Raw genomic sequence first — 16,191 nt, forward strand, 5'->3', positions numbered from 1 at the left:
TTGGACCGGCTGGATTTCGGCGGAAACGGCGAAACTGGTGACGGACGTGGAGGCTCCTCGGAGTACTTCCCGCTTTCGCCCGCACAGCTGGGTATCTGGTACGCGCAGCACGTCGACCCACAGGTGCCGATCAACATCGCCCAGTACGTCGACCTGCGTGGACGCCTCGATGTCGCCGTGCTCGAGCGCGCGAGCGCCGACGCGGCCACCGACCTCGAATCGGGCTGGCTGCGCATCGTCGAGATCGACGGTGAGCCGATGCAGACCATCGACCCCACTCAGGACGCGACGCTGATCTATGTCGATCTGCGTGGCGAGGACGACCCCGAAGCGGCCGCCGCCGCGTGGATGCGGGCCGAGTACAGCCGCCCGCTCGACATCGTCAACGACCGCCTCGTCCAGGCCGCCGCGCTGCAGCTCAGCGATGACCGCTGGTACTGGTATGCCCGCGTCCACCACATCGTGCTCGACGGTTTCGGCGCCAACAACTTCGTCAACCGCACGGCACAGCTCTATACCGCCGAGGTCACCGGCACCCCGGCCCCGCCGAACAAAGCCACCGATCTGCGTGCGCTCTACGAGTCCGAGCTCGTCTACCGCGACAGCACCCGCTTCCAGTCCGACAAAGAGCATTGGGCCCAGCGGGTAGCGGGCCTGGAGGAAGGCAGCAGCCTCACCGGCCGCTCGGCCCCGCCCTCGCCGGTCAACGACGTCACCAGCGCGGCGCTGAGCACCGCCCAGGACGAGCTGCTCACCGCGGCGATCGCCCGGCACGACAGCACCGCCGCACCGCTGCTGATCGCCGGTTTCGCGGCGTACCTGGCCCAGATCACCGGCACCTCCGACGTCATCCTCAGCCTCCCGGTCACCGCTCGGACCACCGCGGTGATGCGCCGCTCGGGCGGTGTGACCTCGAACATCGTCCCGTTGCGCCTGCGCGTGGGCCACGACACCACGGTCGCGCAGTTGCTGCGTTCGGTGACCACCGAGGTCTCCGGCGCCCTGCGCCACCAGCGCTACCGGCACGAGGACATCCGCCGTGATTCGGCGGGCGAGGGCATGGTCTCCACGGAGTTCTTCGGCCCGTGGGTCAACATCATGCTGTTCGACAACCACTTGAGCTTCGGTGACATGGAGGGCACGCTCAACGTGCTGTCCACGGGCAGCATCGAAGACCTGGGCGTCAACTTCTATCAGTCGCACGGTGGCACTCGCTCCCACATCGACTTCGAGACCAACCCGAACCTGTACTCGGCCGCCGACGCGCAGACCCATCACGGCCGGTTCCTGGAGTTCTTCGACCGGTTCCTGGCCGCCGACGCCGAGCTCCCGGTGTGGAACCTGCCGGTCACCGGCACGGCCGAGCTGGAACGCTCGCTCACCGAGTGGAACGACGCGGCACACGAGGTTCCCGCGACCACCCTGCCCGCGCTGCTCGACGCGCAGATCCCGCTGACCCCGGACAACATCGCCCTGGACTTCGAGGGCGAAACCCTCACCTACGCCGAATTCGGCGCGAAGGTGAACCGGCTGGCCCGCTTCCTGATCGCCGACGGCGTCGGCCCGGAATCGCTCGTGGCGCTCGGCATGCGCCGCTCGCTCGACCTCGTCATCGGCATGCACGCCGTGCTGCGGGCCGGTGGCGCGTACGTGCCGATCGACCCGGATCATCCGGCCGACCGCACCGCCTACATCCTCGAGTCCGCGGCACCGGTCTGCGTCCTGACCACCACCGGCGATGACCTCGACCTGCCCGGCACCGTCGCCCGTGTCGAGATCGATCGACTCGACACGACCGGTTTCGACGCCACAGCTCTCACCGACGCCGACCGCCTGTCCCCGCTGCGCCCGGACAACACCGCCTACGTCATCTACACCTCGGGTTCGACCGGTCGCCCCAAGGGCGTCGCGGTCACCCACCACGCGATCGTCAACCAAGAGCTGTGGATGCTCGACGAATACCGGTTGACCGCCGACGACGTCTACTTACAGAAGACCGCCACCACCTTCGACGTGTCGCTGTGGGGCTACTTCCTGCCGCTGATGGTCGGCGCGAAACTGGTCATCGCCAGCCCCGACGGCCACCGCGACCCGCTCTACGTCGCGGACATGATCGAACGTCACGGCGTGACCGTGACCGACTTCGTCCCGTCGATGCTCACCGTCTTCGTCTCGCATGCCACGCAGGTTCAATGCGCCTCGCTGCGTGCGGTTTTCGTCATCGGTGAGGCGCTGCCCCCGGAGACCGCCGCGGGTCTGCGCGCGATCTCCGACGCCGGCCTGCACAACCTGTACGGACCCACGGAGGCCGCGGTCTCGGTCACCTACTGGGAGGCCACCGAAGCCGACACCACGCAGGTGCCGATCGGTATCCCCGAGTGGAATGTCGAAGTCTACGTACTGGATTCACGGCTGCGCCCGGCCGCGATCGGGGCCCCGGGTGAGCTGTATCTGGCCGGTCGACAGCTGGCCCGCTGCTACCGCGGCCGCCCCGACCTGACCTCGGATCGCTTCGTCGCCAACCCCGTCGGCGCCCCCGGCGAGCGCATGTACCGCACCGGCGACCTCGTGCGCTGGAACGCCGAGGGCGTGCTGGAGTACATCGGCCGCACCGACTTCCAGGTGAAGTTCCGCGGTCAGCGCATCGAGCTCGGCGAGATCGAGACCGACCTGCTCGCGCACCCGACCGTGAGCCAGGCGGCGGTGCTCGTGGTCGACACCGCGACCGGCCAGCAGCTCGTGGCCTACATCGTGCCCGCGCCGGGCCAGTCCGCCGACCCGGCGACGCTGACTCGTTTCGTGTCCGAGAAGCTGCCCGCCTACATGGTGCCCGCGTCGATCATGGTGCTCGACGCGTTCCCGCTCAACACCTCGGGCAAGCTGGATCGCAAGGCGCTGCCCGAACCCGTCTTCACCGCTGCCGCAGGCGATTTCCGCGCACCGCGCACCCCGGCCGAGCAGATCGTGGCCGGCATCTTCGGCGATGTGCTGAGCCAGGAACGCGTCGGCGCCGACGACAACTTCTTCGAACTGGGCGGCAACTCCCTGGTCGCCACGCAGGTCGTCGCCCGCATCGGCGCCGCCTTCGGTATCCAGCTGGGTGTGCGCGCGCTGTTCGAGACCCCGACCGTGGCCGGACTCGCCGCGCGGGCCGAATCCGTCACCCCCGCCGATGTTTCCGCCGCACGTCCGCCGCTGGTCGCGCAGCCGCGTCCCGAGCAGGTGCCGCTGTCGCTGGCCCAGCAGCGGATGTGGTTCATCAACCAGTTCGACCCCACCGCACCCACCTACAACCTGCCGTTCGTGGTGCAGATGAAGGGCAGCGTCGACGTCGACGCCCTGATCGCCGCGCTCAATGATGTTGTGGTGCGCCAGGAATCGCTGCGCACGATCTTCCCCGACGCCGACGGCGGTTTTCAGCACGTACTCGGCGCCGACGAGTTCGACCTCGGCATCGCGGTGACCCCGATCGACCAGTCGCGGCTGCGCGACGAGCTGATCGACTTCGCCTCCACCGGCTTCGATGTCACCCTGGAACTGCCGATCCGCGTGCAGATCTTCAAGGTGGCCGGTGGAACCGCCGAGTCCAACGGTCACGGTGCGGGCACCCCGGAATACGCGGTCGCCTTCGTCGTGCACCACATCGCGGCCGACGGTTTCTCTTTCGGCCCGCTGGCCCGCGATGTCGCCACCGCCTACCTGGCTCGCGCCGCGGGCCAGGCTCCGGCCTGGCTGCCGCTGCCGGTCCAGTACCGCGACTACACCCTGTGGCAGCACGAACTGCTCGGCGCCGAATCCGACCCGGCTTCGATGGCCGCGCGTCAGCTCGACTACTGGAAGAGCGCCCTCGAGGGCCTGCCCGACCAGCTCGACCTGCCCAGCGACCGCCCGCGCCCGCAGCAGCAGAGCTTCCGTGGCGCGCGCGTCGGTTTCGAGATCGACGCCGAGACCCACGAACAGCTCGCCGCCGTGGCCCGTGCCAACGGCGTCACCCTGTTCATGGTGGTGCACGCCTCCCTCGCGGTGCTGCTCGCGCGCCTGTCGGGCACCACCGACATCGCCGTCGGTACCCCCATCGCCGGTCGTGGTGAGCAGGCCCTCGATGACCTGATCGGCATGTTCGTCAACACCCTGGTGTTGCGTTCCGACGTCGATCCCACCCAGCCGTTCACCGAATTCCTCACCCGCACCCGCGAAACCGACCTGAGCGCGTTCGCCAACGCGGATGTGCCGTTCGAGCGGCTCGTCGACGTGCTCAACCCGTCGCGCTCGCAGGCCCGCCATCCGCTGTTCCAGGTGGTGCTGTCGTTCCAGGAGATGTCGCACGGCACCCTGGAGCTGCCCGGTCTCACGGTCACGGCCGACGAGGTCGAGGTCGACATGGCCAAGTTCGACCTGCAGTGGACCCTCACCGAGGAACACACCGGTACCGGCTCGCTGTCGGGCATGACCGGCGTGCTCACCTACGCCATCGACCTGTTCGATCAGTCGACCGTCGAAGAACTGCTGCTGCGCTGGCGTCGCGTGCTCGACGCGATCCTGGCCGACCCGGCCGTCACCGTCGGCGCGATCGACGTACTCGACGACGCCGAACGCGCCGACCTGGTCACCCGCTTCGGCGCCCCCGCCGCGGTGGCGCGCACGCTGCCGCAGCTGATCGCCCAGGCCGCCCGCGACACCGAGGCGACCGCCGTGGTGTTCGAGGGGACCGCTGTCTCCTACGGCGAACTCGATCGTCGCTCGAACCAGTTGGCGCGCTTGCTGATCCAGCAGGGTCTCGGCGCCGAGGATTTCGTCGCCGTCGCCGTGCCGCGTTCGCTGGAATCGGTGCTCGCCGTGTGGGCGGTCACCAAGACCGGTGCCGCGTTCGTGCCCGTCGACCCGAACTACCCGGCCGATCGCATCGCCCACATGATCACCGATGCCGGTGTGTCCGTCGGCATCACGGTCACCGGTGAAGCCGATGAACTCCCTGATTCGGTGGGCTGGGTGGTGGTCGACGACATCGACCTCACCGGTATCTCCGATGCCCCCCTCGCGCCGCGGGAACTGGTGCGCCAGACCGATCCCGCGCAGCCCGCGTACCTGATCTACACCTCCGGTTCCACCGGTGTGCCCAAGGGCGTCGTGGTCACCCACGCCTCCGTCGCCAACTTCTGCGCCGAGCAGATCGACCTCTACTCGCTCGACTCCACCACGCGCGCACTGCATTTCGCCTCACCGTCGTTCGACGCCTCGGTGCTGGAAATGCTGCTCGCCATCGGTCGCGGCGGCACGCTCGTCGTCGTCCCGCCGGGTGTGTACGGCGGTGAGGAACTGCGCGACATCCTCATCACCGAACAGGTCACCCACGCGTTCGTGACCCCGGCCGCGCTGGCCACCTTCGACGCCCGTGGCCTCGATCACCTGCGGGTGCTCGCCGCGGGTGGTGAAGCGGTCCCGCCGGAACTGGTCGCCAAGTGGGCCGTGCGCCTGCCCGACGGTTCGCGCCGCATGCTGGGCAATGTCTACGGACCCACCGAGACCACCATCGCGTCCAACCTCAGCGAAGGGCTGATCCCGGGGGAGCGGGTCGTCATCGGCGGCCCCATCCGCGGCGTCCACACCCTGATCCTCGACGACCGCCTCCGCCCCGTGCCGGTCGGTGTCGCGGGTGAGCTCTACATCGGCGGCGTCGGCATGGCGCGTGGGTACCACGCGCGCGCCTCGCTCACCGCCGACCGTTTCGTCGCCAACCCCTACGCTCCCGGTGCGCGGATGTACCGCACCGGTGACGTGGTGCGCTGGACCGCCGACCGCAACGTGGAGTACGTCGGCCGCTCCGACTTCCAGGTGAAGGTCCGCGGTTTCCGTATCGAACTGGGCGAGATCGACTCCGCGCTCGCCTCGCACGAGACAGTCGACTTCGCGGTCAGCATCGGTCACAAGAACAAGGGCGGCAGCACCTCGCTGGTGTCCTATGTCGTGGCGGTGCCGGGCAGTTCGATCGATATCGCCGAACTGACCGACCATGTCGCACAGCGTCTGCCCGCGTACATGGTGCCCTCGTCGATCATGGTGCTCGCCGCGGTCCCGCTGACCGTCAACGGCAAGCTCGATCGTCGCGCGTTGCCCGCGCCGGTGTTCGAGGTGCGCGAGTTCCGCGCGCCCACCACCCCGATCGAGCAGATCGTCGCGCAGATCTTCGCCGACGTGCTCGAACTGGGCCGGGTCGGTGTCGAGGACGACTTCTTCGAACTGGGCGGCAACTCGCTGATCGCCACCCAGGTCGCGTCCCGCATCGGCATCGCCCTGGACACCCGTGTCCCGGTCCGCATGCTGTTCGAGGCCCCCACGGTGGCGGCGCTGGCCGCCCGGGTGGAATCCCAGGCCGGCGACGGCGCGCGCAAGGCGCTGGTCGCCCGCGAACGCCCCGACCGGGTGCCGCTGTCGCTGGCGCAGCAACGCATGTGGTTCCTCAACCGCTTCGACACCGCGTCGGCGGTCAACAACATCCCGGTCGCGATCCGGCTGTCCGGTGACCTGGACGTGGCCGCCCTACAGGTCGCGGTCATCGACGTGATCGACCGCCACGAGTCGCTGCGCACCGTGTTCCCCGACTCCGGCACCGGCCCCGTGCAGGTGATCCTGGACGCCGCGCAGATCGTTCCCGACCTCACCCCGTACCGGGTGACCGAGGACAACCTCATCGATCACCTGATCGATCTGGCGTCGATGGCGTTCGACGTGACCAGCGAAGTGCCGCTGCACGCACGGCTTTTCGAGGTGTCGGAGTCCGAGTACGTGCTCGGCATGGTGGTGCACCACATCTCCGCCGACGGCTGGTCGATGGCGCCGCTCTCGCGCGATGTGATCATGGCGTACGCGGCCCGCACCTCGTGGGAGGCGCCGACCTGGGCCGAACTGCCGGTCCAGTACGCCGACTACTCGCTCTGGCAGCGTGAGGTCCTCGGCTCCGAGGACGATCCGCAGTCGTTGATCTCCTCCGAGATCGCTTACTGGGCAAAGGAACTCGCGGACCTACCCGACGAGCTGGTCCTCCCGGCCGATCACCCGCGCCCGCCTGCCGCGTCCTACCGTGGCGGCACCTACAGCTTCGTCATCGCGAGCGAAACCCAGCGTGCCCTGGTCGAATTGGGTCGCCGCTACAACGCCTCGCTGTTCATGGTCATGCACAGCGCCCTCGCGGTGCTGCTGGCCCGTGCCAGCGGCTCCAGCGATATCGCGATCGGTACCCCGGTGGCGGGCCGTGGCGATCAGGCGCTCGACGACCTGGTCGGCATGTTCGTCAACACCCTGGTGCTGCGCTCGCAGGTCGACGGCGCCACCCCGTTCGCCACGTTGCTCGCCCAGGCCCGCGAGACCGATCTGCAGGCCTTCGCCCACGCCGACGTGCCGTTCGAGCGCCTGGTCGAGGTGCTCAACCCGGCCCGTTCGCAGTCGCGCCACCCGCTGTTCCAGGTGATGCTGTCGTTCCAGAACAACAAGCAGGCCTCGCTGCAGCTGCCCGGTCTCGCGGTGAGCGGAATCGATTACGACCCGCAGCTGGCCAAGTTCGACCTGCAGCTCACGCTCACCGAGGTCCAGGACACCGACGGTGGCGTCGGCGGTATGGCGGCCGAATTCTCGTACGCGCTCGATCTTTTCGACGAATCGACGGTCGCCGCGTTCGCCCGCAGGCTCGACAACATCTTCGCCGCGGTGGTCGCCGATCCCGAGGTGTTCGTCGGCGACATCGATCTGCTCGCGCCCGAGGAGCACGCACAGGTCCTCGTCGACTGGAACGACACCGCGCACGCCGTCCCACACGCGACGCTGATGTCGCTGTTCGACGCACAGGTGGAGCGCACCCCGGACGCCGTCGCCCTGGTCTTCGAGCAGCAAGAGCTGTCCTACCGCGAGCTGCAGGAGCGGGCCAACCGCATCGCGCGCCGCTTGATCGCCGACGGCGTGGGCCCCGGTGACAATGTGGCACTGGCGATCCGGCGTTCCACGGAGTTGGTCGTCGCCATGTACGCGGTGCTGCAGACCGGCGCCGCCTACGTGCCGCTCGACCCGGATCAGCCCGCCGACCGCATCGGCCACATCATCGAGACCGCGCAGCCGCGATTGGTGCTCACCAGCCGCCGCGACGCGTTCGAGTCCGACGGCGTCACCGTGCACGCGGTCGAGAACATCTTCTCGCCCGCCGACTTCAGCGGTGCGCCGATCACCGATGCCGAACGCGTGCAACCGATTCGGGCCACCAATACCGCCTACGTGATCTTTACGTCCGGCTCGACCGGCCGCCCCAAGGGCGTCGCGGTGGATCACGCGGCGATCGTCAACCGCCTGCTGTGGATGCAGCACGAGTACCCGATCGACGCCGCCGACGCTGTCCTGCAGAAGACCCCGGCCACCTTCGACGTGTCGGTGTGGGAGTTCTTCTGGCCCTTGCAGACCGGTGCCCGCCTGGTCGTCGCCAAGCCCGACGGCCACCGCGATCCGGTGTACCTGGCCCAGATCATCGCCGAACGCGACATCACCACCGCGCACTTCGTGCCCTCGATGCTGTCGGTGTTCGTCTCGACCCTCGGCAGCAACGGCAACGGTGACGCGGTGCGCCTGCGACAGGTGTTCGCCTCCGGCGAGGCGCTGCCCGCGCCCACCGCGCAGCGCCTGCGCGAGCTCACCGGCGCCCGTCTGCACAACCTGTACGGTCCCACCGAGGCCGCGGTCGACGTCACCTATCACGAGGTCGTCGACGCCGATGTGGAGTCGGTGCCGATCGGGCGCCCGGTGTGGAACACCCGGGTGTTCGTGCTGGATTCGCGCCTGCACCCCGTGGCGCCCGGCGTTGCGGGAGAGCTCTATCTGGCGGGCGATCAGCTGGCTGTCGGCTATCTCAACCGGGCCGACCTGACCGCCGACCGCTTCGTCGCCAATCCGTACGGCGCGGCGGGCTCGCGCATGTACCGCACCGGTGACCTCGTCACCTGGACCGCGGTGTCGGGCGAGAACGGTCTCACCTACGGCGAACTGAACTACCTGGGCCGCACCGACTTCCAGGTGAAGCTGCGCGGTCTGCGCATCGAACTCGGTGAGATCGAGGCGACCCTGCTGGCGCAGCCGGGTGTCGCGCAGTCGGTCGTCGTTGTGCGCTCCGACGCGCACGCCGGTGACCAGCTCGTCGGTTACCTGGTGCCAGAGGTGGACTCGGCCCTCGACGTGGCCGCGGTGAAGGCGGGCATCACCACCGAACTGCCCGCCTACATGGTGCCGTCGGCCCTGGTCGTGCTGGATGCCTTCCCGCTCAACGCGTCCGGCAAGCTCGACCGTAAAGCGTTGCCGGCGCCCGTTTTCGAGGCGAAGGTGTTCCGTGCGCCCTCGACCCCGATCGAGGAGATCGTCGCCGAGATCTTCGCCGACCTGCTCGGCGCCGAACGCGTGGGCGTGGACGACGACTTCTTCGCCCTCGGCGGCAACTCGCTCGTGGCCACCCAGGTCGCGGCGCGCCTGAGCACGGCGCTCGACACCGAGGTCGGCGTGCGCACCCTGTTCGAGGCGCCCACCGTCGGCGCGTTGGCCGCCCGCGTGGAATCGCACGCGGGCACCGGTCTGCGCGCCGAGCTCACGGCCCGTCAGCGTCCCGATTATCCGCCGCTGTCGCTCGCGCAGCAGCGCATGTGGTTCCTGAACCGGTTCGACGTCGCCGACACCGGCACCTACAACATCCCGGTCGCGGTCCGCCTGCAGGGGCTGCTCGACCTGCCCGCGCTGCGCGGCGCGGTCGCCGACGTGGTCGCCCGCCACGAAACCCTGCGCACGGTCTACCCGGTGTACGTCGCCCCCGAGTCGGGGCGCGCCGCCATGGCCGACGGCACCGCCTACCAGAAGGTGCTCGCCGCCGCGGGCTCGATTCCGGACGTCGAGCTGATCGAGGCCGACGAGACCGACATGGCGATCTCGCTCTACGAGTTCGCCCGTCGCGGTTTCGACGTCACCGCGAACGCGCCGGTGCGCCTTCGGGTCTACGAGCTCAGCGAGCGCGAACACGTGCTGGTGATGGTGGTCCACCACATCGCCGCCGACGGTTTCTCGCTGCGCCCGCTGGTGCGCGACCTGATGACCGCCTACGTGGCCCGCACCGCGAACACCGAACCCGGCTGGCCGCCCCTGAACATCCAGTACGTCGACTACGCGCTGTGGCAGCGCGAGATCCTCGGCGACGAAACCGATCCCACCTCGCTGATCTCCGAGCAGCTCGAGCACTGGCGCGGCGCGCTCGCCGATCTGCCCGACGAACTGCGTCTGGGCCACAAGTCGCGGCCCGCGCAGGCCAGCTACCAGGCGGGCACGCACCGCTTCGAAGTGCCGGGCGAGCTCGTCGAGGCATTGAACCGGGTCGCCCACGAGCACAGCACCACCCTGTTCATGGTGGTGCACAGCGCTTTCGCCGTCCTGCTGTCGCGGCTGTCGGGCACCCCCGACATCGCCATCGGCACCCCGGTCGCGGGCCGTGGTCAGCAGGCACTCGACGATCTGGTCGGCATGTTCGTCAACACCCTGGTGTTGCGCGCGCAGGTCGATCCGGGCGCCACTTTCGCGGAGTTGCTCGGTCAGGTCCGCGAGCACGATCTGGCGGCCTTCGCGCACGCCGACGTGCCGTTCGAGCGCCTGGTCGAGGTGCTCAACCCGGCGCGCTCGCAGTCGCGCCACCCGCTGTTCCAGGTGATGCTCTCGTTCCAGAACCTGGGTCGTACCACCCTGGAACTGCCCGGCCTCACGGTCTCCGAGCTGGGCATCGACCAGCACATGGCGAAGTTCGATCTGCAGCTCGCGCTCAGCGAGGTCCCCGCAGACGACGACAGCCACATGGATGCCGAACTCGTCTACGCGACAGACCTGTTCGACGCGGGCTTCGCCGCGACCTTCGGCGCCCGCCTGCTGCGCGTGCTCACCGCCGTCGTGGTCGACCCCTCGGCTCCCGTCGGTGACATCGAACTTCTCGACTCCGCCGAGCGCACCCTGGTGCTCGATCGCTGGAACGACACCGAATTCGCCGTCGACGCCGCGCTGAGCACGCCGAGCGACGACGAACCGGCCACGCTGCACGCGCTGTTCGAGGCTCAGGTCGCCCGGACCCCCGACGCGGTCGCGCTCACGTTCGAGGGGACGAGTCTGTCCTATGCCGAGTTCGCGGGCCGCGTGCGTCAGCTGGCGCGCTGGCTCAAGGACGCCGGCGTCGGCCCGGAATCGTATGTGGCACTCGGTATGCGGCGCTCGATCGATCTGCTGGTCGGCATGTACGCCGTGTCCGCCGCCGGTGGCGCGTACGTACCGCTGGACCCCGATCACCCGGCCGAGCGCATCGAGCACATCCTCGAGACCGCGCAACCGGTCTGCGTGCTCACCTCCGGTGAGAGCCTGCCCGCGGCCGCCGGTCGCGAGGTCCGCATCGACCAGCTCGATCTGTCCGGCCACTCCACCGAGCCGGTCACCGACGCCGACCGGCACCGCCCGCTGCGCTCGGGCAACACCGCCTACGTCATCTTCACCTCCGGCTCGACCGGTCGCCCCAAGGGCGTCGCGGTCAGCCACGCGGCGATCGTCAACCGCCTGGTGTGGATGCACGCCGCCTACGGCCTCGCCGCCGACGACGTGGTGCTGCAGAAGACCCCCGCCACCTTCGACGTGTCGGTGTGGGAGTTCTTCTGGCCCTTGCAGGTCGGCGCGCGCCTGGTGGTCGCCAAGCCGGACGGGCATCGCGACCCGGCCTACCTGGCCCGGCTGATCGTGGCCGAACAGGTCACCACGGTGCACTTCGTACCGTCGATGATGGCCGTGTTCGTCACCGAACCGCTGGCCGCCGAGTGTGTTTCGCTGCGCAATGTGTTCGCCTCCGGCGAGGGTCTGCCCGCGCCGACCGCGCAGCGTCTGCGCGAATTGACCGGCGCCGCGCTGCACAACCTCTACGGCCCCACCGAGGCCGCGGTCGACGTGACCTATCACGAGGTCACCGATGCCGACATCGAAACGGTGCCGATCGGCGCCCCGGTGTTCAACACCCGTCTGTACGTGCTGGATTCGCGGCTGCGGCCGGTTCCGGTGGGTGTCGCGGGTGAGCTCTACCTCGCGGGCGTGCAGCTGGCCCACGGGTATGTGGGTCGTGCCGACCTGACGATGGATCGTTTCGTCGCCGACCCGTTCGCGCCCGGCGAGCGCATGTACCGCACCGGTGACCTCGTCACCTGGACGCCGGCCGGCGAGCTGGAGTACCTGGGCCGCACCGACTTCCAGGTGAAGCTGCGTGGTCTGCGCATCGAACTCGGCGAGATCGAGGCGGCGCTCACGGTGCTGCCGGAAATCGCCCAGTCGGTGGTCGTGGTCCGTGCCGACGAGCACACCGGCGATCAGCTGGTCGCCTACGTCGTCCCGCAGACCGGCGCCACAGTGGACACCGACGCGGTGAAGGACGCACTCGGCGCGGAGCTGCCCGTCTACATGGTGCCCGCCGCGTACGTGGTGCTGAACGCGTTCCCGCTCAATGCTTCCGGCAAGCTCGATCGCAAGGCGCTGCCGTCGCCGGTGTTCGCCGCGCGCACCTTCCAGGCGCCGGTCACCCCGGTGCAGCAGATCGTCGCCGCCACCTTCGCCGAGGTGCTCGGCGCCGGTCAGGTCGGCCTCGACGACGACTTCTTCGAACTCGGCGGCAACTCGCTGGTCGCCACCAGGGTCGCGGCCCGGCTGTCGGAGGCGCTCGATACCCAGGTGCCGCTGCGCGCGCTGTTCGAGGCGTCGACGGTGGCCGCGCTGGCTGCTCGGGTCGAAACGCACACCGGTCGTGGTGGCCGCATCCCGTTGGCTCCCCGCCCGCGGCCCGAGCTGGTGCCGCTGTCGCAGGCGCAGCAGCGGATGTGGTTCCTCAACCGCTTCGACAACCGCACCGCCGTCAACAACATCCCCGTCGCGATCCGCCTCACCGGTGACCTCGATGTCGCCGCGCTCGAGGCGGCCATCGCCGACGTGGTCGCCCGGCACGAGTCCCTGCGCACCTTCTACCCGGCAGCCGATGTGGCCTCGGGTGCGGTCGAGGAAGGCGCGGGCTACCAGCAGATCCGGCCCGCCGACGAGGTCCGTTTCGCGCTGACAGCCCAGCCGGTCGCCGCGAGCGACGTGGTGGCCAGGGTGATCGAACTGGCGAGCGTGCATTTCGACGTGACCCGCGAAGTCCCGTTCCGCGCGAGCCTGCTGCGCGTCGACGACTGGAACCACGTGGCCGTACTGGTCATGCACCACATCAGCGGTGACGGTTTCTCGCTGCGTCCGCTGCTGCGCGATGTCGTGATCGCCTACACCGAGCGCACCCGCGGTGAGAACCCCGCCTGGACGCCGCTGGAAGTCCAGTACGCCGACTACACCCTGTGGCAGCGTGAGATCCTGGGTGCGGAGTCCGATCCCGAATCGGTCGCCGCGAGCCAGCTCGCCTACTGGACCGAGCAGCTGCGCGATCTGCCCGATCAGCTCGAGCTGCCCGCCGATCGGCCGCGCCCCGAGGTCGCCACCAACGCCGGTGACCTGCACCGCTTCTCGGTCGACGCGCACCTGCACCACGCGCTGACCGAGATCGCCCGCGCCCGCGGCGTCACCCTGTTCATGGTGATGCACGCGGCACTGGCCACCTGGGCCGCGCGCCTGTCCAACAGCACCGACATCGCCATCGGCACCCCCATCGCCGGTCGCGGCGAGCGCACGCTCGACGACCTGGTCGGCATGTTCGTCAACACCCTGGTGCTGCGCAGCGAGGTCGACTCGAGCGCGAGCTTCGGCGACCTCCTGGATCAGATCCGCAAGGTCGACCTGTCCGCCTTCGCCAACGCCGATGTGCCGTTCGAGCGCCTCGTCGACGTGCTCAGCCCCACCCGTTCACAGGCGCATCACCCGCTGTTCCAGGTGGCGCTCACCTTCGAGGCGGCCACCGCCGCCGACGCGGGCACCATCGCACTGCCCGGCCTCGATCTCGAGGTCGTCGACTTCGATCCGGGCACGGCCAAATTCGACGTGCAGCTCACCGTGGGCGAAGCCGCCGACGGCTCGCTCGCGCTGTCGTGGAACTACGCCACCGATCTGTTCGACGCCGAAACCGTCGCCGCCTTCGGCGACCGCCTGGTCCGCATCCTGCGCAGCGTCGCCGAGAACCCCGACGTGATCGTCGGCGACATCGACCTGCTCGGCGAGGCCGAACAGCGTGATGTCGCGCAGCGCTGGGTGTCCTCCGGTCCCGACGCCATCGGTCTGCCGGTCATCCACGACGCCAGCACCCCCGCCGGCTACCGGCGTGGCCTGTTCGGCAACAAGCACACGACCCTGGTCGACCTGTTCGACGCCGCGGCCGCCGCCTACCCCGACCGGATCGCCGCCAAGTTCGGCGTCGAGTCGCTGACCTACGCCGAGCTCGATCGCCGTGCGAATGTGCTGGCGCGCAGGTTGATCGACGACGGCGCAGGCCCGGAATCGCTGGTCGCGGTGATCCTGCCGCGTTCGCTCGATCTCGTGGTCGCGCTGCTCGCCGTCGTGAAGACCGGTGCGGGCTACGTGCCGGTCGATCCGACGTACCCGGCCGAGCGCATCGCCTACGTGCTCGAGGACTCGCGCCCCACCAGCGTCGTCCTCGATTCCACCGTCCAGGTGCGGGTGCCCGAGCACCTGCCCTCGGTGGTGCTCGACGGATTCGCCGTGGAAACCGGCAATATCGAAGACGCCGACGACGCCCCGATCACCGACGCCGACCGGCTCGCCCCGCTCTCGCCGGACAATGTCGCCTACGTCATCTACACCTCCGGCTCGACCGGCCGTCCCAAGGGCGTCGCGGTCGCGCACCGCAATGTGGTGCGCCTGTTCGCCAACACCGATCGCGACTTCGGCTTCGGCCCGCGCGATGTGTGGACGCTGTTCCACTCCTACGCCTTCGACTTCTCGGTGTGGGAGCTGTGGGGCCCGCTGCTGTTCGGTGGCTCGCTGATCGTCGTCGACTACTACACCTCGCGTTCGCCCGAACAGTTCCTGGAACTGCTGCGCGTGGAACAGGTGACGGTCCTCAACCAGACACCGTCGGCGTTCTACCAGCTGGCCGAAGCCGACCGCAACGCCGGACCGGGCCTGGAACCGCTGGCCCTGCGCTATGTGGTGTTCGGTGGCGAGGCCCTCGAGCTGCGCCGCCTGTCGGATTGGGTCGCGCGCCACGGTGACAGCTCGCCGACGCTGGTCAACATGTACGGCATCACCGAGACCACGGTGCACGTGTCGTTCCGGGCGCTGGACGCGAAAACCATTGCCGCCGCCGCCGGTTCGGTGGTCGGCCGGGCGATCGCGGGTCTGGGTGTGTACGTCCTCGACAACCGGTTGCGGCCGGTGCCGGTGGGTGTCGCGGGCGAAATGTATGTCGCCGGACCGCAGTTGGCGCGCGGCTACCTCGGTCGCCCCGACCTGACCGCCACCCGCTTCGTCGCCAATCCCCTCGCGGGCCCGAACCAGGGTGGCTCGCGCCTGTACCGCTCGGGCGACCTCGCGCGTTGGAACCGCTTCGGCGAACTCGAATATCTCGGCCGCGCCGACGACCAGGTGAAGGTTCGCGGCTTCCGCATCGAGCTCGGTGAGATCGAAGCCGCCGTGCTCGCGCAGCCGGGCATCGCCCAGGCCGCGGTCATCGTGCGTGAGGATCAGCCGGGTGACCAGCGGATCGTCGCCTACGTGGTCGCCGAGGGCGACCTCGAACCCGACCTCGAGACCATCCGCAGCGGTGCGGCCGAACAGCTGCCCGCCTACATGGTTCCGGCGGCGCTCGTGCGCCTCGAGTGGATCCCGCTGACGGTCAACGGCAAGCTGGACCGCCGCGCGCTGCCCGCTCCCGCGGTGCAGGCGCGGGCCTTCCGCGCGCCGGTCACACCGGTGCAGGAAGCCGTGGCCGCGGTCTTCGCCGATGTGCTCGGCTTGGATCGCGTCGGTGTCGACGACGACTTCTTCGACCTCGGTGGCAACTCGCTCATCGCCACCCGCGTGGTCGCCCGCATCGGTGCGGCGCTCGGCGCGACGGTCCCGGTGCGCGCGCTGTTCGAAGCGTCCACCGTGGAAGCCCTTGCGGCACGGGTGGAATCGCACACCGGCGGCACCGCCCGCGCGGCGCTGGTCGCCCGTGAGCGGGCCGAAGGGGAA

At 69.3% G+C, this 16,191-nt stretch carries 1 protein-coding gene (running past one end of the window); it reads left to right on the forward strand.

Annotation, left to right across the window (positions count from 1 at the left end):
• Positions 1–16,191, forward strand: the 5' end (the start) of a protein-coding gene (locus ACWFRF_RS27410) for a non-ribosomal peptide synthase/polyketide synthase (RefSeq protein WP_452452942.1). Its footprint extends 27,900 nt past the window's final position; only the first 16,191 of its 44,091 coding nucleotides appear in the window; its start codon is at positions 1–3; its stop codon lies beyond the right edge, outside the window.

The sequence above is a fragment of the Nocardia sp. NPDC055165 genome, assembly GCF_053606985.1.